Raw genomic sequence first — 22,060 nt, 5'->3', positions numbered from 1 at the left:
CATGCAAGGTTTTTTCCCTTTAGCTTCTGGATCCAAAGGGAATTCTGCTTATCTAGGCACGGATTCTTGTAAGATTCTTATTGATTTAGGAGTGAGCAAGCAAGTCGTCACTCGGGAATTACTCTCTATGAATATCGATCCTGAAGATATTCAGGCAATTTTTGTTACGCACGAACATTCTGATCATATCTCCGGGATTAAAAGTTTTGTTAAGGCGTATAACACTCCCATTGTTTGCAACTTGGAGACGGCTCGTGCTTTATGCCATCTACTAGATAGCCATCCAGAATTCAAAATATTTTCCACAGGGTCTTCATTTTGTTTTCAAGATCTCGAAGTACAGACGTTCAATGTACCTCATGATGCTGTAGATCCTGTGGCTTTTATTTTTCATTATCGCGAAGAGAAACTGGGTTTTTGCACAGATTTAGGTTGGGTCACCTCTTGGATCACACATGAACTCTATGATTGTGATTACTTATTAATTGAGTCCAATCATTCCCCTGAATTGGTACGTCAATCTCAACGTCCTGATGTTTACAAAAAGCGTGTATTGAGTAAATTAGGTCATATTTCTAACCAAGAGTGTGGTCAGCTTTTACAAAAGATTATCACTCCGAAGTTAAAGAAGTTATATCTTGCTCACCTGTCTACCGAGTGTAACACTGCGGAGCTAGCACTTTCTACAGTATCTGAATCGATAGCTTCTATCACTTCTATAGCACCAGAAATTGCATTAGCGCAGGGCATTACATCTCCAATATACTTTTCTCGTCTTGAGGTTGCATGTCCACGGTAACTACGGAACCTTGTTCTTCTATACACATTTCTTTGAACAATGATTGGCGAGATAGCCAGCCGTATTCTTTAGACCGAGCGAGTGAACTTCTTCATTTTCGGTTTCTTCCTTCTTTAGTTTTTTCTAACTGGAAGGTAGAACAGCAAATTGAGACTCTTTGTCACAAATCGGAAAAACGTCGTTTGATTTCTCCTCTAGCCAAGTGGTTAGGAAAACTACACAAGCAAGATCTATTATGTCCTCCAGCTCCACCGGTTTCTGTCTGTTGGATTAATGCGCACGTAGGGTATGGAGTTTTTGCTCGTGATGAAATTGCTCCTTGGACATATATCGGAGAATACACGGGAATTTTGCGTCACCGGCAGGCAATTTGGATGGATGAGAACGATTATTGTTTTCGTTATCCGATGCCTTTATTCACTTTAAGATATTTTACTATTGATAGTGGGAAGCAGGGAAACGTCACACGTTTTATCAATCACAGCGAACAACCTAATGCGGAAGCTATCGGGGTTTTCAGTGAGGGATTGTTTCACGTGATTATCAGGACAATAGCACCGATATATGCGGGCCAAGAAATTTGCTATCACTATGGCCCGCTATATTGGAAACACAGGAAGAAGCGAGAGGAATTTATTCCTGAAGAGGAATAAATTCTAACTTTTCTCGTAAGTTCCCATTAACTCTGCTTGTTCTATAATATGGAATTCCATTGCTTCATATAGCTGATCACGGGTGACGTTTTCTTCTTCTGGAAGAACTACGTCAAGAGCAAATAGAGTAAAGAAGTAGCGGTGCTGTTTATCTGGAGGACAGGGACCTTCATAGACAGGCTTTCCAGAAGTATTTAATCCTTGCACAGCGAAGATTTCAGCTCCTTCGGCAAGATTAGTAATTGTGGTGGATAGGTTATAGACTATCCAGTGGATCCACAGGCCATCGCTACGAATTTCTTTAGGAACATCAGGGTCTTCGACAATCAAAGCAAGACTTTGCGCTGCACCGGGGACGTCTACAAAAGTCAAGGGAGGGGAAATCCCTGCGCCTTGGCATGTATACTTCTTAGGAATTGGGGCGCCATAAGCAAACGCTGGGGACAATAATTGCATGATTCTTCTCCTTTAAGCATCTAGATTACGCACAGGATCTGCAACAGAGCACTCGCGTTCTTTAAGCAAAGCAACATCGCGGTTTGTGGATAGTACATCTTTCAGTAAGGCGATTAGAGCTATGCAGTTCAGAATGACCATACCAGAAAAACCTGTGTCAGATAAGGCCCAAATCATACGCATATCGATAACACCCCCTAGAGGAATGATCAAGACGTATATAGCCTTCAACCATAGATTTGCTCGTCTTCCTGGGATCATATATTGTAAACTTTTTTCTGCGCAAGCAAACCATGTCAATATTGTTGTATATCCGAATAGGGCCATAGCGAGAATAACAATCACACTACCTAGAGAGCCGAGGCTATTTTTAAAGGCACTCATGACCATTAGAGTTCCTTGGGCTCCTGAGCTGTAAGCTCCTGAGACAATTAGAACGAGCATTGTAATAGAGCAAACAACCATCACAATGACTGGGGGGACTAGAGTAACGAGTCCGTCTACAACAGGATTTTTGCTTTTTGTATTTGCTTGCAAAATAGATACCATTCCGCTGCCGCAATCTGTAGCCATGACAGCACGGTTAATCCCTGTAGAGATGACTTGCGAAAGAGTATAGCCTCCGATTCCAGCGAGTCCGGCTTTAATGCCGAATGCTGAAGAGCATATCAGTTTGATTGCGGGAAGAATAGCCGAGGCATGTTGGAAGAGAATGATCCCGCAAGAAATACAGTAAAATCCTGCTATGAAGGGAATCACACGAGCAGAGAATCTTAATATACGGTTATTTCCTCCTGCTAACACGGGGATCACTACGAGAGCTAGTAGAATTCCAACGAGGAGTTTTCCTGGAGTTCCTTCTGCACAGAGAGGAACGATACAACTTACCTGAACACAGTTTCCTGCACAGAAGGCTGTCATGATAGTGAATAAAGCAAAGAATCCTGCGAGTATTTTTTTACGCATGCCAAAAGCGAGGCAGGCTATGGGTCCTCCTATAAATTCTCCTGTATTTCCTTCAGGTTTCCTATATTTTGAACCTAAATAGGAGCCAGCATATTGGACGATAGCTCCGAGGAGGGCTGCAAGCCAGACCCAGACCAGGGCGCCTGGACCTCCACAAGCTAAGGCGACAGCCATTCCGGCGATATTTCCCGTGCCAAAATTTCCTGCTAGGATTCCGGCTACAGCTTCGTACGAAGAAACTTCGTTAGCTTTTGATGAACTATCATCCAATTTATTTTGAAGCATCAAGTTAAAGCCGAGCTTTAACCCGTGGAACTGTAAACCGCGTAATTTCCATGTCAAGAACCCCCCTAACAATAAGATCATAGGGAATACACAAAACGACGTACTCAGTTTATTTAGCTGTTCTATAAAATATAACATTGTCTCTCCTGTTGCGATTGATTATGAAAATTCAGGAAGGCCAAAGAGAAAAACTTCTGGGCTTCCCTTCCCTATTGTTTTGGGGAAAGGAAGCTTAGTTGTAGAGAGCTTTAGAAGGTTAAGTTATCACTATATCCACAAGCTCGGGCCACCTTTCCCCTTGGACAATGGACGCAACGGTCCCGGAGTCCAAACCTAAGGTGGAGGCAAATGCGGCGATATCTTCTTCAGAGATAACCCCTTGAGACCAAGCTTGAGAAAATACTTCACTTAATTGTGTTAAGAAAAGATTCCAAATCCAATCACGGCCTTGCATCTTTTTCATCCCTTCTATCAAGGCAGGGTTTTCAGCAAGAGCTTCTATTAAAGCTAGAGGGTGGACTTCTCGGATACGGTACAAAGCATCCTTAATTTCACCCTGAGACAAAGCTAACGAAATTGAAGACTTTTCTGCAGCAGACGAGACAACGAAAGAAAGGTCTCTTTCGTCCTGCTCTGAAATCTTTTCTGCGTAGGTCTTAAAGTTAGCTTGCACTTGCAGCGTATCCTTCTGAGTTTGATCACGTCGAGCGAAGAGTCTTCGAGAACGACGAGAGAGTCTCTTAACAAGAGAAGGTGTTTCACGGTTTTCCTTCAGTATAACAGACTCTTGATTTAAGTCCCTCGAGTTTTTTGTCTCTAGGTTATATCCTTTAGGATCCAGGGAACAACTACTCAAACTTGTAAGTAAAGTTAACCCGCAAAATATGGTTTTATAAATGACTCTTTTCATTATTTTTAGTTAAAATAAAAATTTAATTTTAAAGATTATAACACATTTTCCTTTTAAAAAGGCCTATTTATTACAAAAATAAATTATTAAGTTATTAACATAACTAAATCCTTATGTTGGAATCTTTAATTCTTCCGAGGAAAACGTCCTTGCGTTTCTCAAGTTGATTTGTTATTGGGCATTTTGTTATCAAAATGGGGTTTTTAGTTAATCTCTTTAAATTTAAAGATATTAACAAAGCAACGTGATAGAGAAGAGGCTTCCATGTTAAAAATTCTTAAAATCAAAGTCTTGGTTTTCCCATTAGCTTTACTTATGGGATGCAATTCTATCGGCTATGCTGGCCCCCAAGGATCTCTACAGACGAACTCGCAGACAAAGGTTAAAATTGGTTCTGAGGTTTGGATAGAACAAAAACTACGTCAGTATCCTGAGCTTCTTTGGCTTACGGAATCTGGAGGGGCTCCTCTTCTCACATCGACTCCTATCGATATGGCCTATTCTGAAAAGCTCTTTAATAAAAAAGTCCCCGCTTTAGACATTGCGATTCGCAGTATGATTCACCTACATCTTTTGATACAGGGGTCTCGTCAATCTTACATGCAGCTCTCTCAGATCCTCCCTTCTGAAGAAGGAGGTATGACATTTAAGCAATTCCAGACGGCGCACAAACAATTATTGTTCTTTTTAAATTCTCCTAAGAGTTTCGATAATACCTTGAGAATTTTAGAAACAGCGATCGTGCTCAGACATGTAGGCTGCTCTGCAAAAGCTGTCACCACGTTTAAGCCTTATTTCACAGACTCGTGCCCACAGAGCTTTTACGCAAAGGCGTTACATGTGTTGCGTACTTTCCCTGAACTTTGTCCTTCTTATGCGAGGCTTTCTCCAGAACAGCAAGAAGTCTTGTTATCTCTAAGACGTTTGGGCAACTACGATTCTCTACTGAACTTAACAGAGGTTCCTAGTGCGCAGCTGCTTTCTGCTTGGAGAACACGTCGGTCTCTTGCGATCTTAGATTTGTACCTGTATTGCTTAGATACCTGTGGAGACAAGAACTGTTCTCAAGAGTTCTATATAAACTTTGCTCCTCTACTTTCCATGTTACAGCAGCATGCGACTATAGAAGAGGCATTCTCTCGTTATTTTACTTATCGAGCGAATCGTTTAGGTTTTGAGGGAACCTCTCGAACGGACATGACTTTGGTTCGCTTAGCAACATTAATGAATCTCTCTCCGTCGGAAGCGAGTACTTTGGCGTGGAGTTTTAAAAATTTACCTTCTGATGAAGCTGAGAATCTTGTTAACAGTTTCTATACAGTACAAGGAGAGCATATTCCTTTAACATTTCGTGGTCTTCCCAGTTTAGTTGCGGGACTTTCGGTCGCGACTCATGGATCTACGGTAAGTCCAGAAAATCGTCTACGTCAATTATACTCGACAATGCTATCCTTATTGGTAAAAAGCTTACGTTCTCATAGAGAAATGCTAAATAAACAACTTCTCCCGCAAGGGACTGTGTTAGATTTTTCTGAGACGACATTGTCTTCGGGAGGCTTGGATGTCTTTGCTGAGAGTATCGCAGTTCGCATCCATTTAAATGGAGCTGTCAGCATCAATCTGTAGAAGGAAGAGTCCCACAAATTTTGTGGGACGTATACGTTCTTACAAGAACTAGATTTGAGTGAATAACGTTGCCATTTCTATAGCTGTCGTCATCCCAGAAACTCCCAAATGACGTCCTTTAATACCTGATCTTTGCCAAGCGATTTCTGCAGAAGGAGCTGCAACTATGGACAAGGTTATGGGAAGACAAAATTCCAAAGAGAGAGCACCAATACCTGCCGCTACTTGATTTACAATTTGGTTATAATGGTCTGTTTCTCCTTGAATTAGGACGCCGCATGCAACAATAGCATCGAACTTTCTTTCAGAAGATAAAAGTTTTTTGATCGTACAGGGAATCTCAAAAGCTCCGGGAACACGGATAGTCATCAAGCCGTCCTCGCTCCCTCCAAACTTCAAAAAAGTTTCCTGAGTACCAGAAACTAGGGCATCAGCCATAGCTTGATTAAAGCAGGAGCCGACAATAGCAATACGTAGATTCTTTGCAGACAAATGTCCTTTCAATGTTTTCATATACTCCTCAAAATTATTGTACCCGATTGTTACAGCATGGGAGATCTAGCCAATGTCCCATACGTTCCTGTTTTGTTCTTAAATACTGCTCATTGTCTTCAGAAATGCGAACAGGAAGAGGAACTCTTTCTGTGATGCTAAGTCCGAAACCTTGAAGCCCAAAATATTTTTGAGGATTATGAGTGATTAATTTTATGGTTGTCAACTTGAGATCAACAAGAATTTGTGCTCCTATGCCATATTCCCTTGAGTCTACGGGAAATCCCATAGCTAAGTTTGCATCTACAGTATCATAACCGTTATCTTGCAAAGCATAAGCACGTACTTTATGGCCCAAACCGATCCCTCGGCCTTCCTGCCCTCGCAAGTAAACAAGAACACCAGTTCCCTTCTCAGCAATGTAGGACATTGCTGAACTCAATTGTTCTCCACAATCACAGCGCTTAGATCCTAAAATATCTCCTGTGACACACTCTGAGTGGACACGTACGAGGACATTACTTTTTCCAGCAACATTGCCTTTTACCAAAGCAAGATGTTGCATTCCTTCCAATAAGGATTCATAGACATGAATCGTAAAGTCTCCGTAAATTGTAGGGAGGCGTGCTGAAGAGATTTTAGAAACCAAACGATCGGAGAGCATGCGATGAGCAATGATCGATGTCACGGGAATCACTGCAATATTATGTTTCCTTGCGAACTCTAAAATTTGAGGCAATCGCATCATAGAGTAGTCTTCGTTCACTAATTCTGCGAGTACACCACAAGGCTGCAGTCCTGCCAACTCCATTAGGTCAACAGTAGATTCTGTATGACCTGCTCGTTTTAACACTCCTCCTGGAGAACTTGCTAGGGGGAAAAAGTGTCCTGGGCTAATAAAATCTTCGGGTTTGCTCTTAGGATCTGCTAATAACTGAACGACTTTGGTTCTATCTGCGGCAGAAACTCCTGTAGTCACCCCGTGAGCAGCATCTACGGATACAGTGAAGGGAGTTTTAAAACGGCAACGGTTATCCTTAACCATGGGAGGAAGATCCAAGCTTAAGAGACGTTCTTGGCTTAAAGCAGCGCAAACCACTCCTGTGGTGTGCTGGAGAAGAAACGTCATCTTTTCAACTGTAATTTTTTCTCCCGCGATAATCAGGTCGCCTTCATCTTCTCTCGAAGCTTCATCAACAACAATAACAAATTTTCCTGCTCTTAAATCCTCAATAGCTCGTTCTAAAGAAACAAAATTTGCAGAGCCTACCTCTTCTCGAGTTTCTATCATTGACTCCCTCGCATTAACGGATTCCGATGCTAAGCATGCTACTCTAAAAATCCTTTCCTTTCAATTCCTTATGGGCTCGAAAACCTGAGGGGAAATCTCCCATACGACCTTCAAAGAATTTCCTAAAATTTGGGAACTTTTCAGAGTTAGAGGAGAGGCAGATTCCAACAAATTTCCTAATACTCCGACTAGAGGTCTCTTTTGGTCCCCAAGAATCATAGGCCCAGAGTAAAGAACCAAAGAATTAACAAATCTTTCTTTTAGCAAAGACGTATGTAGTGTGGTGCCTCCTTCTACAAGAACCTGTAGTATCTTTTTTTGAGCAAGATACTCATAGACCTTGTGAAGATCCACTCCTGATGGGGTAGATTCTGTGAGTAAAACGGGGACGTCTAAGGAATCTAAAACTTTTATATAATTTTCAGGACATCGTTCTGTGGTTACATACAGAGTCGGACTGGTCTTATCAAAGACTTTTGATGTAGGAGGGACGCTCCCACGACTGTCTAAGACGACACGTAGAGGCTGTTTGGGATAGAGCATTCCCTGAGGTTGTCTTGCTGTGAGCCACGGATCGTCACTAAGAACCGTACGAGAACCGACAAGAATGGCTTGGGACTCTGCTCGCAATTTTCCCACATCATGACGAGCCTCTGGACAAGTAATCCATTGAGACTTCCCTTGAGAATCGGCAACTTGACCATCAACACTTGCGGCACTTTTCAATATTGTCCAAGGGAAGTTGTGGGTCCTTTGGTATAGATACGGCTGTAGAGACGCCTGTGCTTCGCTCTCTCCAATACCGACATAGACCTGAATCCCTGCCTGACGTAGCATGGCGATTCCTTGACCTGCGACTTTGGGATCAGGATCAACAAGAGCAACAAAAACTCTAGAGACCTTATGTTTGATTAGTAAGTTCGCACATGGGGGGCATGACCCAAAATGAGAGCAAGGCTCTAGAGAAACATAGACATCGGATCCTGATATAGGCATAGAGGCGTTTTGTATGGCGAGCTCTTCAGCGTGGGGTCCTCCAGCATACGCATGAAATCCCTCCCCTATGATGCGATTTTCTTGAACGACCACACACCCTACCCAAGGATTTGGGGGGGCTGTGATTCTACCCTTTTCTCCGATTTCTATAGCACGCCGCATAAAAAAGAGTTGTTGCTCAGAGAAATCTTCCATATACTCTCACTTTTGCACACTTCTACTTAACAATGAGACAAGCATGTTGGATATAAAAATTATACGCAAGACTCCCGAAGAATGTGAAACTCGACTTCGTAAAAAAGATCCAAAAATTTCTTTAGAACCTGTACTCTCCTTGGATAAAGAGGTCCGTCAACTCAAGACGGATTCAGAAACTTTACAAGCACAAAGACGCCTCTTATCTCAAGATATACATAAAGCTAAAACGCAAGGGGTAGACGCGACAAACTTAATTCAAGAGGTAGAGACTCTTGCTGCGGATCTTGAAAAAATTGAGCAGCACCTCGATCAAAAAAACGCTCAACTACATGAATTGCTGAGCCATCTTCCTAATTACCCTGCTGACGACATTCCTGTATCCGAGGACAAAGCGGGAAATCAAGTCATTAAAAGTGTTGGGGACCTTCCTATATTTTCCTTTCCTCCGAAGCATCACTTAGAGCTAAATCAGGAGTTAGACATCTTAGATTTCCAAGCAGCAGCAAAAACGACAGGATCAGGATGGCCTGCTTATAAAAATCGTGGTGTTCTTCTGGAATGGGCTCTTCTTACGTATATGTTACAGAAGCAAGCAGCTCATGGATTTCAGCTCTGGCTTCCCCCCTTATTAGTGAAGAAAGAAATTTTATTTGGCTCTGGGCAGATTCCGAAATTTGATGGACAATACTATCGTGTTGAGGACGGAGAGCAGTATCTCTATCTGATCCCCACTGCGGAAGTCGTTCTTAATGGGTTTCGTTCCCAAGACATTTTAACAGAAAAAGAACTTCCTCTTTACTATGCTGCGTGCACTCCGTGCTTCCGAAGAGAAGCAGGTGCTGCAGGAGCTCAAGAGAGAGGACTTGTGCGGGTGCATCAATTCCATAAGGTAGAAATGTTTGCCTTTACAACACCCAATCAAGATGATATTGCTTATGAAAAAATGCTTAGTATTGTTGAAGAAATGCTGACAGAGCTCAAGTTGCCTTATCGTCTTTCTTTGCTTTCTACGGGGGATATGTCTTTTACAGCATCCAAGACTATAGATGCTGAGGTCTGGTTGCCAGGACAAAAAGCTTTTTATGAAGTGTCTTCTATTTCTCAGTGTACGGATTTCCAATCGCGGCGCTCTGGGACACGCTATAAAGATAGCCAAGGGAAACTACAGTTTGTTCATACTCTTAACGGTTCAGGTCTGGCAACACCACGTCTCTTGGTAGCTATTTTAGAAAATAACCAACAAGCTGATGGCTCTGTGGTTATTCCTGAAGTCCTTCGTCCTTATTTAGGAGGGTTGGAGATTCTTCTTCCCAAAGACCAGTGAGAACACATCAGACTGTAGACAGCATCAAATTCTAAGGAAAATTATGACTCAGGATCCACATGACCACTTTAAATCACGCACTCCAGAGGACCACATAAAGCATGTTAGAGACAAGCACAGAGTCTGTAAAGGGGAGCCCCATACAACCTTTAAAGGGTTTTTCTATCACTTAGCTAATAATGCTTTATCTACTGGCGTTTTTATTTTTTTCATTCGGACGTTGTTTTTCTTAATTCCTACGAATCGTGCGCTTCAAGTAAAATCCTTAATATCTTTAGGCGTTGGCTGGACATTTTACCACGGATGCTTAAAAGCAAGAAAAGCTTGGGCCTATATGGAACTCTCGCATCGTTCTATGCTGGAAGAGAAAAACGAGATTGAAGAGAATTTTGAACAAGAAAAAATAGAACTCCGGATTTTGTTTGAGAATCAAGGGTTTAAAGACCCTCTCCTCCAAGAGATGGTAGAATATGTCTGTTCCGATTCTACCCTACTACTAGATACGATGATTCGAGAAGAGCTTTACATTCGAAAAGAAGATCTTCCTCATCCCCTGATTCAAGGAGGATCTAGAATATTAGGAGGTCTATGTGGGCTTGCCATTTTCCTCCCACTAGTCCTATGCATCAGCTACACCCTTGCAGGGGTCTTTTCTGCTCTTATGGTTCTGGTTCTTTCCTTCCTAAAAGCTAAAATTCTAAAAAACGATAAAATTTCCGAAATGGTTTGGGTGTTAGGGATCTTCATCACTTCCGCGAGTATTATCTCATCATTAATGAAATTATTATAACAGGTCGCTACGTGTTCTCCCGTTTGTTTTTCACTTCATTTTCTGCAGAAGTAGTGAATACATTTTTTGAATCAGGGATGTCTGAAGATACGAGTCCCCTTCTATCTAAACAAAATCGCAAATTGAGTCACAATCTTCCTTTAAAATCGGCGTATTTATCTTTAGGGACCTACTTGATTGCTCTTCTAAGTTTCTGGCTCCATGCAAAAAATCTCTCTAACTTATTTGTAGTATTTACATTTTTTCTTGCTGGCACTCCTGCTCTGATTAAGTCGTTAGATAACATATGTCAAAAGGTAGTGAACATTGATATTTTGATGACATCAGCAGCCTTCGGCTCTATTTTTATTGGAGGAGCTTTAGAAGGAGCCTTGCTTCTTGTCTTGTTTGCGATTTCAGAAGCGTTGGGACAGATGGTATCGGGGAAAGCAAAGAGCACTTTAGTCTCTTTGAAGCAGCTCGCTCCTACTACGGGTTGGCTTGTCTTAGAAGATGGCAACTTACAAAAAGTCGCAATCAACAAGATTGAGGTTGGAAATATCCTACGCATTAAAAGTGGCGAGGTTGTGCCTTTGGACGGAGAAATCCTTCATGGTTCTTCTTCTATCAACCTCATGCATCTTACTGGAGAAAAAGTTCCTAAATCCTGTCATCCAGGGTCGATTGTTCCTGCGGGAGCCCATAATATGGAAGGGAGTTTCGATCTTCGTGTCTTACGTACGGGATCGGATTCTACCATCGCTCATATTATCAATTTAGTCATTCAGGCACAGAACTCTAAACCTAGGTTACAGCAACGCTTAGATAAATATTCTTCAGTATATGCTCTCTCTATTTTTGCAATTGCCTGTGGAATTGCCCTTTTGGTTCCTTTATTTACTTCCATTCCATTGTTAGGACCTCAGAGTGCATTTTACCGTGCCCTAGCGTTTCTTATTGCAGCGTCTCCGTGTGCTTTGATCATTGCGATTCCTATTGCCTATTTAAGTGCTATCAATGCCTGTGCGAAACATGGGGTTCTCCTGAAAGGCGGTGTGATTTTAGATCGTTTAGTTTCTTGTAATTCTGTAGTGATGGATAAAACGGGAACGTTAACGACTGGCGAGCTTACCTGTATAGGTTGCGACTACTTCGGTTCTAAAAATGAGACCTTTTTCCCTTCAGTATTAGCTTTAGAGCAGTCTTCATCTCATCCGATTGCTGAGGCTATTGTTTCTTACCTTATGGAGCAGAAGGTATCCTCGCTTCCTGCAGATCGGTATCTTACAGTTCCTGGAGAGGGGGTTCGTGGCTATTTCAATGAACAAGAAGCTTTTGTAGGTCGGGTAGAAACAGGACTAGGGAAGGTGCCTTCTGAGTATCTTGAAGATATAGAACAAAAAATTTATCAGGCGAAGCAACATGGGGAGATTTGTTCTCTAGCGTATGTTGGGAATAGTTTTGCTCTATTTTATTTTCGAGATATTCCTCGTCCTCAAGCTAAAGAAATCATTCAAGATCTCAAAGATCTCGGCTATCCCGTGAGCATGCTCACGGGAGATCATAAAGTCAGTGCTGAAAATACAGCGGAAATTTTAGGAATTTCTGAGGTATTTTTCGATCTCACCCCTGAGGATAAGTTAGCGAAAATACGCGAGCTTGCAACACAACGTCAAATTATGATGGTCGGCGATGGAATTAATGATGCTCCTGCTTTAGCACAAGCTACTGTAGGCATTGCTATGGGAGAAGCTGGAAGCGCTACAGCAATAGAAGCTGCTGATATTGTTCTCCTGCACGACTCCTTGTCGTCCCTCCCTTGGATCATTCAAAAAGCAAAACAAACGAAAAAAGTTGTTTCGCAGAACCTTGCACTAGCGCTTGCTATTATTCTTTTAGTCTCCTGGCCTGCATCGTTAGGGATCATTCCTCTATGGCTCGCGGTAATTCTTCATGAGGGAAGTACGGTGATTGTGGGGTTAAATGCTCTCCGTTTGCTGAAAAGTTAGTACTTAGCAAAGCGATGGCTATAGATACTTTGCAATACACCAAGGGATGCCATTGTAGAGATTACCGAAGAGCCCCCATAGGAAATTAGAATCAGAGGGACTCCTGTGATAGGTAGCAGCCCGCACATCATGCTAATATTGATTAAGACGTGCATCGCTAGGTATACGGTAATGCCAGCAGCGAGGAGTTTTCCAAAGTCATCAGTGGCGACTGCAACAGTTCGACAACCAAAACAGATAAGACAATAAAATAGCCCTAGAGTAAAGAGTAGCCCCAGCAACCCGAATTCCTCTCCTAATGCCGAGAATACAGAGTCTGTGTAGCCGTAGGGTAGCCATCCACGACCTGCAAACTCCCCAGTTTTCCATCCACGACCTCGAATTCCTCCCAGCCCTATAGAAATGAGAGACGCGCGTTGGTGATGATTTGACGGGCTGAGTCGCTCGTATTGATATTCCTTGATGACTTTCAGAGCATAGGGTTTCACTTTCTGATGTGAGACGATTCCTGAAAAAATCAATAACGAGCCTATAATTCCGATGGTAGCGACCACTGTACAAAATTTTACTAGTAAAGAATGGACATTACTTAAATAGAAAATCGTCAATGTCACAGGACATAAGACTAATGCGGTTCCTAAATCAGGCTCTTTTAAAATTAGAAAGAACGGAAGTGCGACAACTAAGCAAGCAAGGAATGCTGTTGTTTTCGATGTAATATCTGCTTTTCGGGATTCCAAGATATAACTGAGCATTATCACGATCACAAGCTTTCCATATTCTGAGGGCTGTACGCTCATATGGATGAAAGGAATACGGTACCATCTATGGACATTTTGGACTGACGGAACAAAAAAAAGGCCCACGAGAGCACAAATCATGAAAAAGTAGAGTACCCATGCCCATCGTTTAAATAAGTGATAATCGAAGTAGGCACAGATAAAAAAAACGACCCATCCTAGAGCGAAATGCCTGAGCTGCATGATACTTTTATTGGTCAAGAGGCCTTTGGAGGAGGTCACCAGCATCGCTGTAGGATCCATTGAAGAAATGACCACAACACTTAATAGCATTAAGGTAAGTACGACAAGAAAAACCCAAGAATTCACATACCGAAAATATTTATGATATCTCATAATCGTATTACTATTGAGCAGACTGTAAATTTCTAGAATATGAAAGTTATTTATTACGAAATAGAAGAAATTCCCTCCACGAACACAATGGCAAAATCCTATATGCATTTGTGGGATCCTTATGCATTAACTGTAATCTCCACAAAATGTCAAACTGCGGGCACAGGAAAATTTGGTAAAAGCTGGAAATCTTCAAAGGGGGATCTTCTTAATACCTTCTGTTTTTTTATTACAGACCTCCACATCGATGTATCACGTCTCTTTCGCTTAGGCACAGAAGCTGTTGTTGCCTTATGTAAGGATTTAGGAATTACAGAAGCAAAAATAAAATGGCCTAACGATGTCCTGGTTCATGGAGAAAAGCTCTGTGGAGTTCTTCCAGAGACTCTCCCTGTAGAAGGACTTCTTGGAGTCGTTCTTGGGATCGGCCTCAATGGCAATACTACGAAACAAGCTTTAAAAGATGTCGGACAACCTGCAACATCCCTTCAAGAGATTCTTGGCCATCCCATAGACCTTGAGACTACCAGGGAGCTTCTTATACACCATCTCCTAGGAGTGTTGCAGGAGAATCTTCCCGATAGCTTAGCTACTAAATCGAATCGAGGGAACATCTAAAAAGCGGAACAACTTTGAGGCAAGTCTCAAAGGGGCTCGCTGTCGCAACTTAAGATACTTCTCCACAGCTTCTTCGTAAGCTGCAATCTCAAAATCAAATAGATTTTTACTTGCCCAAAAGTTTTCGATACACAAGATCGCTCGATCGTGCTCTGCAATCGTTTCTATAGACTCTAGGAATCCCTGCACTCTTTCAGAAAGAAGGTCTTCCATCTCTTTAAATGTTGGGATGATCTCGTAGCTATTTTTGAGGAACGCACGCCAAGAGAGCTTGTCACACTGCGAGAGAAAGTCGATTTCCTTTTGGGACTGGGCGTCTTCTTCGCCTACAAGTTGAGAGAGAGCGAGCAACGCATGACGCTTTTCCAAAGCATATACTGTTAACAAGTACCAAGAAAATAGTACGCTTTTTACTGAATAGTAGAGTTGACAATAGGCACCCAAACTGATGCCAAGAAATATACTGCCAGCGATCACATAGAAAACATATCCCATAGGGCTCTATCTATTGCAGGTTAGTATATAAAAAAACAAGTTAGTCAGACAATTTCATGTAGGTCCCGAGTTCCGCATCTGTAAGCTCGCGATATTCGCCATAACGCAAGCCTCCTAAAACCAAACTCCCTATACGGATACGCTTTAGCTCTAAAATAGGAAGTCCTGCAGCATCTGCAAACAACCGGATCTCGTGTTTTTTCCCTTCACTCACGACGATCTTTACTGTACCACGACGAATTTTAGTCACAGAGACAGGACGCACATGTTTGCCGTCTATGAAAGTCCCCTCCATTAATTTTCCCAAATCTTTTGCAGAGACATCGCGGCTAACTTTTAGAAGATACTCTTTGGTAATTCCTGAGGAGGGGTGAATGATTTTATTTGCAAATTCCCCATCATTAGTCACTAAGATTAATCCGGAGGTCTCTTTATCCAAACGTCCCACAGTAAACACACGGTAGGGAAGATGTGCGAAAAGATCGATCACCAACTTAGTTCCAGGAAACTTCTTCTCAGAAGAACACAGATACCCGATAGCTTTATGCACCATGAAATATACTTTCTTAGTGAGATGAACAGAGGTTCCTCCCACCTGTACTTTATCTTCTGGATCTACAAGAACAAAGGGACCCTCAGCAACACGACCATTCACAGTCACGGATCCAGAAAAAATAATTTCATCACACTTCCTTCGAGAAGCAACTCCCGCAGAAGCTAAAAATTTATTAAGACGAACTTTTGTCACGTTTACCCCATATCAAGCACCTATTGTGCCTAAGCAAGGCAATACTGGTCTACTTTTCTTTGCTTAAAAACTTTTTTTACTTCTATATTTTCTACTAGACAAAAGTTGATTTCTGCTTATGCTTAGCTTCTCACCCTAAATTCTAGTAGGAACATATGGCTCTTCTTATTTTATTACGTCATGGACAATCTGTATGGAATGAAAAAAATTTATTTTCTGGATGGGTAGACATTCCTTTAAGCCAACAGGGAATTGAAGAGGCTTTTTCCGCAGGAAGAGCTATTCAAAATTTGCCTATAGACTGCATCTTTACCTCTACCTTAGTACGTAGTCTGATGACCGCCTTACTCGCCATGACAAATCATCACTCTAAGAAGATCCCCTATATTGTTCATGAAGATCCCAAAGCAAAAGAGATGTCGAGGATCTACAGTGCGGAAGAAGAAAACAATATGATTCCTCTCTATCAATCTAGTGCCCTCAACGAAAGAATGTACGGCGAACTTCAAGGAAAAAATAAAAAACAAACAGCCGAACAGTTCGGAGAAGAGCGGGTCAAGCTGTGGAGGCGCAGCTACAAAACAGCTCCTCCTCAGGGAGAAAGCCTCTATGATACGAAACAAAGGACCTTGCCTTACTTTGAAAAAAATATTTTGCCTCAACTGCAAAATGGAAAAAACGTTTTTGTTTCTGCGCACGGAAATTCCTTACGCTCTTTGATTATGGATCTAGAAAAATTAAGTGAAGAAGAGGTACTATCTTTAGAATTACCGACGGGAAAACCAGTTGTATATCAATGGAAAAACCACAAAATCGAAAAGCACCCAGAATTTTTTGGTTAAACAACCAAGTCGCTATTCCTCCTTCTGAGCGGGTTAAAGAAAGTTATGCCCTACACTCGGACATATTTTCTCTACCCCCCGGCTCCGCGTTAAAATTAGCTGAGAAAACAGAGGAGAGTATCCGACAGTTGGTCGGATTGAAAGACTCTCATATTTTTCGTTTTGTCCCTCATTTCCCTCATGTGGTTCATATAGTCCTGGCAGCCCTTGTAGAAAATCTGTCCATGTTTCAAGGAAGAAATCACATCATTCTTCCTGCTCATGATCAACAGCTTTTAATTAATAGCCTATGTCGCCATCAAGGACTCGGAACTACCTATGACTGGGTAACAGTAAATCACGAAGGTAGGATTGTTGAAGAACAGCTTATAGAAACCTTGAGTCCACGTAGTTTGTTATTCTCACTATCTGCAGCTCATGGATTGACAGGGGTAATCCAACCCTTAGATCCTCTGCTCTCCTTATGCAAAGACCGCAGAATCCTCCTTCACTTGGATATTTCTGACATTTTAGGAAGAGCTCCTCTAACTCCTGAGATCCTCAACGCTGACATCATTACTTTCTCTTCAGCAGCTCTTGGAGGTATGGGCTCTATCGGGGGGATCTTCATTCGTAAATCTTTAGAGAGGGTCTTTTCTTCCTGGTTTCCACCTCACACTTCAGCATCTTTATGTTTCAGTGCGGTGGCAGCAATGCAAACTGCGTGTGAAGAACGTATTTCCGCTCTTCCGCTTTTCACATTCCACACCTCCAATTTGTGTAAAAAGCTAATTCAAGAGTTACAAAGCGTCCTCCCCTCAATCCAATTGGCATTTTCCGAGGTCCAGAACCGATTACCTAATATCGTTGTTGCTGCAATTCCTGACATCCCAGCAGAGAGTCTTGCCTTCCATCTCCACCAGCAAGGCATCTATCCATCCTTAGGATACGAGAGATTCCAGCCCCTAGCTCAAGTGTTACAAAATTGTGGGATCTCCCCGTTCTTATGTCACAGTGCCTTACATTTCTCTCTTACAGAAAGAAGTAAAGACCTCGAGTTTTCCAAACTTGCTCGTGCCATGCATGATGCCATTAAGCATCTTACCCCTTTACTTGGAAGTTCCTCATGACCCTACCTCTAGAACCAATGATTTTTTGGTCCTCGCTATCAGCAAAAGTTATGAAAAAATTCCTTACACCACATTGTGCGGGCACGTTTTCTGAAGAGGATGCTGAAGCTAAAGAAGCACATCTGGTCACTGGAAAACAGGGGCACAGACTGATGGGCAACTGCGTCACTTTTTATTGGCTTGTGGATAAGAAAAATGGCGTAATCCTGGATGCAAAATTCCAATACTTTGGTCACCCTTATCTAATCCCACTAGCGGAGGCTGTCTGCAATCTTGTTTGTGGGAAAAGCTATGGCGAAGCTTACAAGATGACTCTTGATGATATTGATAAATCCTTACGCGTACACGCACACCAACCCGCTCTTCCTGAAGATAGCATCTCGCTATACCATTTTGTTATTGATGCCTTAGATACAGCTGTTGAGCAATGTCTTGAAATCCCCTTAGAGGATGGCTCGCTTCCTTTGCAAAATTCTCCCATGAACCTTGATTTCGAAGACGCGAATCCCTATAGCCAGAGTGATTGGGAAGCTCTCACTCACGAACAAAAGCTCTATGCTCTTCGCGCTACAATAGCAGAAAAAATCGGCCCTTACATTGCTATGGACGGAGGTGAAGTAACTGTAGAATCCCTAGAAAACTTTATTGTCACAATTGCCTATTCTGGGAATTGTTCTGGATGTCCTTCGTCATTAGGATCTACTTTAAATTCCATAGGGCAGCTCCTAAGAGCCTATATCTACCCTGAACTTCAAGTGAAGGTAGATGAATCATCATTAAATCTTTCTCACCCGTAGCCATCCCCCCAACTTCTTTTAGTAGAAATCCCTACATTCCTAAATACGAGTCTCTATCATTGTAGAGGCTTTCATTTCACGTGTTCTTGATTCCAACAAATTCAACCTCTAGCAACTTAAAATCCTTCTCTAACCATTCTTTGGAATGTAGGCTCTAAAATTTTCATTCAAAATTTTCCAAGTCCTAAATCCTAAGAGGAGATGCAATTGTCAATAATTCCTACTTTTTGATAGAGAAGAATACGATGGCAACAATGCCATAGGTTTCGTTTATTTTTATGAAGGACTCTTGTGTTTTTTCAAAATTTGGCAAAAAAACTTACCGCTTTGGGGATTTCTCCCCTAGGATGCCTATTAATAGGTGGGGTGGTGAGTTGTGCTATTTTATTTGGAAGATCCTCGAACCCATCCTTAGCCCCTACTCAAGTTAAAACAGAAAAAACTTCTGGCAATTGGCTGAAGCTCACACAAATGGGGAACCCCAAGCTCATAGAATCTCTAACAAAAAAAGAGCAGTTAGAAAAAGATCTGACCTCCTTCCATCCCATTGCATCTGCAAAAGTTGCCATTGCTCTGTCTACAGAAGATGACGTCATGTCTCCTCTGCATCTCTCTGTCATTCTTACTTTAAGAAAAGAAGAGTCCCTAACTCCTTCACTACTCTTCTCAATTACAGACTATCTATGCAGCAGTCTTCCTGGGTTGAAACGAGAACATATATCCCTATCTGACAACTTAGGGAACCTCTATATTCCTGAATCTATAACTGTAAATTCTCTGTTCATCCATACATTAGAAAATTACCTGGGGAAAATTTTCCCCAAGGAACACTTTGCTCTTGCGTATCACGCAAAAGCAGAGAAGCCCACATTACAGCTCACTTTAAATGAAAATTATATTGCTCATTTAACCAAAGAAGAATCCGAAAAGATTGTAGCCCATACTAAACACTACCTCTATCAAAACTATGACGACTCCTATGATATTGTCATAGAAACCCTCCCTTTCGCTCGTTTACAGAATAAAAAATCGTTCCCAGCAAAAGTTCTAATCGGGAGTATGATTCTTGTCATAAGCTTGATGATTGTTGCTTTAGCTAGTTTCTACCTCGCAAGACACGCTTATGAGAGAGTCTCCCCCGAACCTAGGAAAATAAAACGAGGCATAAATATCTCAAAGCTGTTAGAGATTATACAAAAGGAATCTCCAGAAAAAATAGCTTTAATTCTTTCGTACCTGGACCCTAAGAAAGCAGAAGCCTTATTAAACAGATTACCCGAAGATCTCAAACATCAAGTGCTGAAATATAAACTTTAAGAATTAGGTATTTCTTGTGACAACACCACAATCTCCTGGTTCGCTTTCTCAATCTCACCTTCCTCATCCACATGATCCTTGGGATACAGAACCTACAAGTCTTCCCGAAGATCCGAATGATAAGGCAAGCCAAGAACTCCATTCGTTAGTTCATCTCTTTCGCAAGCTATCCATTCACCTACTTAGTGAAGTCGAAAAAACAGTACAACAGCTAAAACCCGACCTACTAGAACTGGCTCTTCTCATCTGTGAAAAATTTCTCTATAAGAAGCTAGAAAATCCTCAAGAACTGGCCCTGCTCCTCTCTACCGCGCTCCAAAGACATACGACATTAAGATCTCTGACTCCCATCAAAGTATTTCTCCATCCCGAGGATCTCAAAACACTTACAGATTGGATCTCCACCCACGAACTCCCCATGATTAAGCATGCTGAGTTTTTCCCTGACACTTCTTGTAGACGATCAGGATTCAAAATAGAAACCCCTAACGGAATTCTGAGACAAGAAATCAGCGAAGAACTAGACCATCTACTTTCTGTTTTGACAGCATGAATCATCTAAATAAAGAAAAACTTCATATTCATAACTGGCAGCCCTACCGTGCCTGTGGTCTATTATCTAAGGTCTCTGGAAATCTTATTGAGGTCGATGGGCTCTCTGCATGCCTGGGGGAGCTCTGCAAAATTTCCTCAACCAAAGATCCGAATCTTCTTGCTGAAGTGATTGGCTTTCACAATCACACGACACTTCTCATGTCCCTATCTCCGTTACACTCTGTAGCTCTTGGAACAGAAGTCCTTCCTTTACGCCGCCCCCCCTCTCTACATCTCTCAGATCATCTTTTAGGGAGAGTCTTAGATGCTTTCGGCAACCCTATTGACAAGAAAGAGGACCTTCCTAAAACACATCGAAAACCTCTTCTGTCTCTACCGCCATCCCCTATGATGAGACAACCTATCGATCAGATCTTCCCTACAGGGATTAAAGCAATCGATGCATTTCTTACCTTAGGGAAAGGACAGCGTATTGGAGTTTTCTCTGAGCCAGGAAGTGGGAAGTCTTCACTGCTCTCAGCAATCGCTTTAGGATCAAAATCTACAATCAATGTGATTGCTTTAATTGGAGAGCGGGGACGCGAAGTCCGAGAATACATAGAGAAGCATAGCAATGCCCTGAAACAGCAGCGTACGATCATCATTGCAGCACCTGCCCATGAGACTGCACCAACAAAAGTAATCGCAGGGCGAGCGGCTATGACAATAGCAGAATATTTTCGAGAGCAAGGCCATGAAGTCTTATTTATTATGGACTCTTTATCCCGATGGATCGCTGCACTCCAAGAAGTCGCTTTAGCGCGAGGAGAAACACTCTCTGCGCACCAATATGCCGCCTCTGTCTTTCACCATGTATCTGAATTTACAGAACGTGCCGGAAACAATGACAAGGGGTCCATAACAGCTCTGTATGCGATTTTATATTACCCGAAGCATCCTGATATTTTTACAGACTATTTAAAATCGCTGTTGGATGGACACTTTTTCCTAACAAGCCAAGGTAAAGCCTTAGCCTCCCCCCCAATCGATATTTTATCAAGTCTTTCTCGGTCAGCACAAGCACTAGCACTTCCCCATCATTATGCAGCTGCAGAAAGACTTCGTTCACTACTTAAGGTATATAATGAAGCTTTAGATATCATTCATCTAGGAGCTTACACTCCCGGTCAAGATGAAGAGTTAGATAAAGCAGTGAAGCTCCTTCCCAGCATCAAAGCCTTCCTAGCGCAACCCTTGTCTAGTTACTGTTACTTAGACAATACATTAAAACAGCTCGAGGCATTAGCAGACTCATGAGAGATCGACTTGGGAGCCTATCTTTAATCTTAAAAGTAAAAATCCATAAATATTTAGATACCCTTCATAATCAGAAGCGCTTAGCTTTAACAGTATCACGAAATATTCAAGCTACAAATAAAAGGATTGCTGATTTACACCTGGAACGTTATGAGCATTTTATTTCTCGAGATAACATAAAACATTATGATATACTCCTAGAATACTTAAAAACATTACAATCATCTCTTTATAAACAACAGAGCGAATCTCTTCGCTTTCTTGAAATCCATCACCAACAACTCCAGGAATTAATAAACCGCAGAAAAATCATCGAAAAGATCAAGAACAATAAGTATTCTAAGGATCAAGAGATAGGAACGTAAGGCTAACT

Annotated in this window: 23 protein-coding genes; 14 read left to right on the top strand and 9 right to left on the bottom strand. The window is 41.8% G+C overall.

The annotated features are described in order from the left end of the window. The first annotated feature begins 1 nt into the window (after nt 1). A complete protein-coding gene (locus tag CPB_RS04530) occupies nt 2-799 on the top strand; it encodes an MBL fold metallo-hydrolase (RefSeq protein WP_010883514.1) in 798 nt (265 codons plus the stop codon). After that, nucleotides 787-1,452, top strand: coding sequence for an SET domain-containing protein (locus tag CPB_RS04525; protein ID WP_010892243.1), 666 nt, complete (start codon nt 787-789; stop codon nt 1,450-1,452). Before CPB_RS04530 ends, CPB_RS04525 begins: the two co-directional genes overlap by 13 nt. A gap of 3 nt (nt 1,453-1,455) precedes the next feature. Here CPB_RS04525 and CPB_RS04520 read toward each other — a convergent pair whose 3' ends face one another. From CPB_RS04520 to CPB_RS04510, 3 genes are all read right to left on the bottom strand, one after another. Continuing rightward, complete coding sequence (locus CPB_RS04520; protein WP_010883512.1) at nt 1,456-1,908, bottom strand: YbhB/YbcL family Raf kinase inhibitor-like protein; 453 nt, start codon at nt 1,906-1,908, stop codon at nt 1,456-1,458. Between the two features lie 12 nt (nt 1,909-1,920). Further along, a complete protein-coding gene (locus tag CPB_RS04515; RefSeq protein WP_010883511.1) occupies nt 1,921-3,297 on the bottom strand; it encodes an alanine/glycine:cation symporter family protein in 1,377 nt (458 codons plus the stop codon). Between the two features lie 118 nt (nt 3,298-3,415). Continuing rightward, nucleotides 3,416-4,069 carry a lipoprotein gene (locus tag CPB_RS04510; RefSeq protein WP_010883510.1) on the bottom strand — a complete coding sequence of 218 codons (654 nt, stop codon included), beginning with the start codon at nt 4,067-4,069 and terminating at the stop codon, nt 3,416-3,418. Between the two features lie 315 nt (nt 4,070-4,384). Between CPB_RS04510 and CPB_RS04505 the strand changes: the two genes are divergently transcribed. Next, the gene (locus CPB_RS04505; RefSeq protein WP_226990004.1) at nt 4,385-5,695 is read left to right on the top strand and encodes a hypothetical protein; all 1,311 of its coding nucleotides are present in this window, start codon (nt 4,385-4,387) and stop codon (nt 5,693-5,695) included. 48 nt (nt 5,696-5,743) lie between these two features. Here the strand turns inward: CPB_RS04505 and ribH are convergent, their stop codons facing one another. From ribH to ribD, 3 genes are read right to left on the bottom strand one after another with little or no spacing between them, the layout of a single operon-like run. Then, nucleotides 5,744-6,208: a 6,7-dimethyl-8-ribityllumazine synthase gene (gene ribH, locus CPB_RS04500; protein WP_010883508.1), complete on the bottom strand. Its 465-nt coding sequence runs from the start codon at nt 6,206-6,208 to the stop codon at nt 5,744-5,746. A gap of 13 nt (nt 6,209-6,221) precedes the next feature. Further along, on the bottom strand, nt 6,222-7,478 hold the full coding sequence (locus tag CPB_RS04495) for a bifunctional 3,4-dihydroxy-2-butanone-4-phosphate synthase/GTP cyclohydrolase II (protein ID WP_010883507.1): 1,257 nt from the start codon (nt 7,476-7,478) through the stop codon (nt 6,222-6,224). 60 nt (nt 7,479-7,538) lie between these two features. Then, the gene (gene ribD / locus CPB_RS04490; protein WP_010883506.1) at nt 7,539-8,669 is read right to left on the bottom strand and encodes a bifunctional diaminohydroxyphosphoribosylaminopyrimidine deaminase/5-amino-6-(5-phosphoribosylamino)uracil reductase RibD; all 1,131 of its coding nucleotides are present in this window, start codon (nt 8,667-8,669) and stop codon (nt 7,539-7,541) included. A gap of 43 nt (nt 8,670-8,712) precedes the next feature. Here ribD and serS point away from each other — a divergent pair, with 43 nt between their 5' ends. Genes serS through CPB_RS04475 form a run of 3 tightly spaced genes read left to right on the top strand, consistent with a single transcriptional unit; the run spans nt 8,713 to nt 12,774 of the window. After that, entirely contained in the window at nt 8,713-9,996 is a 1,284-nt protein-coding gene (gene serS / locus CPB_RS04485; protein ID WP_010883505.1) for a serine--tRNA ligase, read from the top strand. A gap of 43 nt (nt 9,997-10,039) precedes the next feature. Beyond that, nucleotides 10,040-10,786, top strand: a complete 747-nt coding sequence (locus CPB_RS04480; RefSeq protein ID WP_010883504.1) for a VIT1/CCC1 transporter family protein — start codon at nt 10,040-10,042, stop codon at nt 10,784-10,786. Between the two features lie 11 nt (nt 10,787-10,797). Further along, nucleotides 10,798-12,774 (top strand): cation-translocating P-type ATPase, encoded by a 1,977-nt coding sequence (locus CPB_RS04475; RefSeq protein WP_010883503.1) that lies wholly within the window; start codon nt 10,798-10,800, stop codon nt 12,772-12,774. On the opposite strand, the gene CPB_RS04470 is transcribed toward CPB_RS04475, so the two are convergent. After that, the gene (locus tag CPB_RS04470; RefSeq protein WP_010892245.1) at nt 12,771-13,910 is read right to left on the bottom strand and encodes an FtsW/RodA/SpoVE family cell cycle protein; all 1,140 of its coding nucleotides are present in this window, start codon (nt 13,908-13,910) and stop codon (nt 12,771-12,773) included. The genes CPB_RS04475 and CPB_RS04470 overlap by 4 nt on opposite strands. A gap of 39 nt (nt 13,911-13,949) precedes the next feature. On the opposite strand from CPB_RS04470, the gene CPB_RS04465 reads away from it, so the two are divergent. Further along, complete coding sequence (locus tag CPB_RS04465; protein WP_010883501.1) at nt 13,950-14,528, top strand: biotin--[acetyl-CoA-carboxylase] ligase; 579 nt, start codon at nt 13,950-13,952, stop codon at nt 14,526-14,528. On the opposite strand, the gene CPB_RS04460 is transcribed toward CPB_RS04465, so the two are convergent. Both CPB_RS04460 and CPB_RS04455 read right to left on the bottom strand, forming a co-directional pair. After that, on the bottom strand, nt 14,496-15,023 hold the full coding sequence (locus tag CPB_RS04460; RefSeq protein WP_010883500.1) for a hypothetical protein: 528 nt from the start codon (nt 15,021-15,023) through the stop codon (nt 14,496-14,498). The two genes, CPB_RS04465 and CPB_RS04460, sit on opposite strands and share 33 nt — an antisense overlap. A 40-nt stretch (nt 15,024-15,063) precedes the next feature. Next, entirely contained in the window at nt 15,064-15,771 is a 708-nt protein-coding gene (locus CPB_RS04455) for a pseudouridine synthase (RefSeq protein ID WP_010892246.1), read from the bottom strand. A gap of 155 nt (nt 15,772-15,926) precedes the next feature. Between CPB_RS04455 and CPB_RS04450 the strand changes: the two genes are divergently transcribed. The 7 genes from CPB_RS04450 (at nt 15,927) to CPB_RS04420 (ending at nt 22,052) form a co-directional block, all read left to right on the top strand. Next, the gene (locus CPB_RS04450; protein ID WP_010883498.1) at nt 15,927-16,613 is read left to right on the top strand and encodes a 2,3-bisphosphoglycerate-dependent phosphoglycerate mutase; all 687 of its coding nucleotides are present in this window, start codon (nt 15,927-15,929) and stop codon (nt 16,611-16,613) included. Next, the gene (locus CPB_RS04445) at nt 16,568-17,722 is read left to right on the top strand and encodes an aminotransferase class V-fold PLP-dependent enzyme (RefSeq protein WP_010883497.1); all 1,155 of its coding nucleotides are present in this window, start codon (nt 16,568-16,570) and stop codon (nt 17,720-17,722) included. Before CPB_RS04450 ends, CPB_RS04445 begins: the two co-directional genes overlap by 46 nt. Further along, nucleotides 17,719-18,519, top strand: a complete 801-nt coding sequence (locus tag CPB_RS04440; protein ID WP_011126239.1) for a NifU family protein — start codon at nt 17,719-17,721, stop codon at nt 18,517-18,519. Before CPB_RS04445 ends, CPB_RS04440 begins: the two co-directional genes overlap by 4 nt. A 291-nt stretch (nt 18,520-18,810) precedes the next feature. After that, nucleotides 18,811-19,836, top strand: a complete 1,026-nt coding sequence (locus CPB_RS04435) for a type III secretion system protein (protein ID WP_010883495.1) — start codon at nt 18,811-18,813, stop codon at nt 19,834-19,836. A 16-nt stretch (nt 19,837-19,852) separates the two neighbouring features. After that, the gene (locus tag CPB_RS04430) at nt 19,853-20,389 is read left to right on the top strand and encodes a FliH/SctL family protein (protein WP_010883494.1); all 537 of its coding nucleotides are present in this window, start codon (nt 19,853-19,855) and stop codon (nt 20,387-20,389) included. Further along, nucleotides 20,386-21,687 (top strand): FliI/YscN family ATPase, encoded by a 1,302-nt coding sequence (locus CPB_RS04425; protein WP_010883493.1) that lies wholly within the window; start codon nt 20,386-20,388, stop codon nt 21,685-21,687. The genes CPB_RS04430 and CPB_RS04425 overlap by 4 nt, the downstream gene beginning before the upstream one ends. Then, entirely contained in the window at nt 21,684-22,052 is a 369-nt protein-coding gene (locus tag CPB_RS04420) for a hypothetical protein (RefSeq protein ID WP_010883492.1), read from the top strand. The genes CPB_RS04425 and CPB_RS04420 overlap by 4 nt, the downstream gene beginning before the upstream one ends. Nucleotides 22,053-22,060: the final 8 nt, after the last annotated feature.

Source organism: Chlamydia pneumoniae TW-183 (genome assembly GCF_000007205.1).
In the GTDB taxonomy this organism is placed as follows: Bacteria; Chlamydiota; Chlamydiia; order Chlamydiales; family Chlamydiaceae; genus Chlamydia; species Chlamydia pneumoniae.
Note: the sequence above shows the minus strand (reverse complement) of the source record. Positions and strands in the feature narration are given on the sequence as shown.

Excerpts from the sequence above, each read along its gene's own strand:
- CPB_RS04530 (WP_010883514.1), top strand. The coding sequence starts at position 2 with ATGCAAGGTTTTTTCCCTTTAGCTTCTGGATCCAAAGGGAATTCTGCT.
- CPB_RS04525 (WP_010892243.1), top strand. The coding sequence starts at position 787 with ATGTCCACGGTAACTACGGAACCTTGTTCTTCTATACACATTTCTTTG.
- CPB_RS04520 (WP_010883512.1), bottom strand. The coding sequence starts at position 1,908 with ATGCAATTATTGTCCCCAGCGTTTGCTTATGGCGCCCCAATTCCTAAG.
- CPB_RS04515 (WP_010883511.1), bottom strand. The coding sequence starts at position 3,297 with ATGTTATATTTTATAGAACAGCTAAATAAACTGAGTACGTCGTTTTGT.
- CPB_RS04510 (WP_010883510.1), bottom strand. The coding sequence starts at position 4,069 with ATGAAAAGAGTCATTTATAAAACCATATTTTGCGGGTTAACTTTACTT.
- CPB_RS04505 (WP_226990004.1), top strand. The coding sequence starts at position 4,385 with ATGGGATGCAATTCTATCGGCTATGCTGGCCCCCAAGGATCTCTACAG.
- ribH (WP_010883508.1), bottom strand. The coding sequence starts at position 6,208 with ATGAAAACATTGAAAGGACATTTGTCTGCAAAGAATCTACGTATTGCT.
- CPB_RS04495 (WP_010883507.1), bottom strand. The coding sequence starts at position 7,478 with ATGATAGAAACTCGAGAAGAGGTAGGCTCTGCAAATTTTGTTTCTTTA.
- ribD (WP_010883506.1), bottom strand. The coding sequence starts at position 8,669 with ATGGAAGATTTCTCTGAGCAACAACTCTTTTTTATGCGGCGTGCTATA.
- serS (WP_010883505.1), top strand. The coding sequence starts at position 8,713 with ATGTTGGATATAAAAATTATACGCAAGACTCCCGAAGAATGTGAAACT.
- CPB_RS04480 (WP_010883504.1), top strand. The coding sequence starts at position 10,040 with ATGACTCAGGATCCACATGACCACTTTAAATCACGCACTCCAGAGGAC.
- CPB_RS04470 (WP_010892245.1), bottom strand. The coding sequence starts at position 13,910 with ATGAGATATCATAAATATTTTCGGTATGTGAATTCTTGGGTTTTTCTT.
- CPB_RS04465 (WP_010883501.1), top strand. The coding sequence starts at position 13,950 with ATGAAAGTTATTTATTACGAAATAGAAGAAATTCCCTCCACGAACACA.
- CPB_RS04460 (WP_010883500.1), bottom strand. The coding sequence starts at position 15,023 with ATGGGATATGTTTTCTATGTGATCGCTGGCAGTATATTTCTTGGCATC.
- CPB_RS04450 (WP_010883498.1), top strand. The coding sequence starts at position 15,927 with ATGGCTCTTCTTATTTTATTACGTCATGGACAATCTGTATGGAATGAA.
- CPB_RS04445 (WP_010883497.1), top strand. The coding sequence starts at position 16,568 with ATGGAAAAACCACAAAATCGAAAAGCACCCAGAATTTTTTGGTTAAAC.
- CPB_RS04440 (WP_011126239.1), top strand. The coding sequence starts at position 17,719 with ATGACCCTACCTCTAGAACCAATGATTTTTTGGTCCTCGCTATCAGCA.
- CPB_RS04425 (WP_010883493.1), top strand. The coding sequence starts at position 20,386 with ATGAATCATCTAAATAAAGAAAAACTTCATATTCATAACTGGCAGCCC.
- CPB_RS04420 (WP_010883492.1), top strand. The coding sequence starts at position 21,684 with ATGAGAGATCGACTTGGGAGCCTATCTTTAATCTTAAAAGTAAAAATC.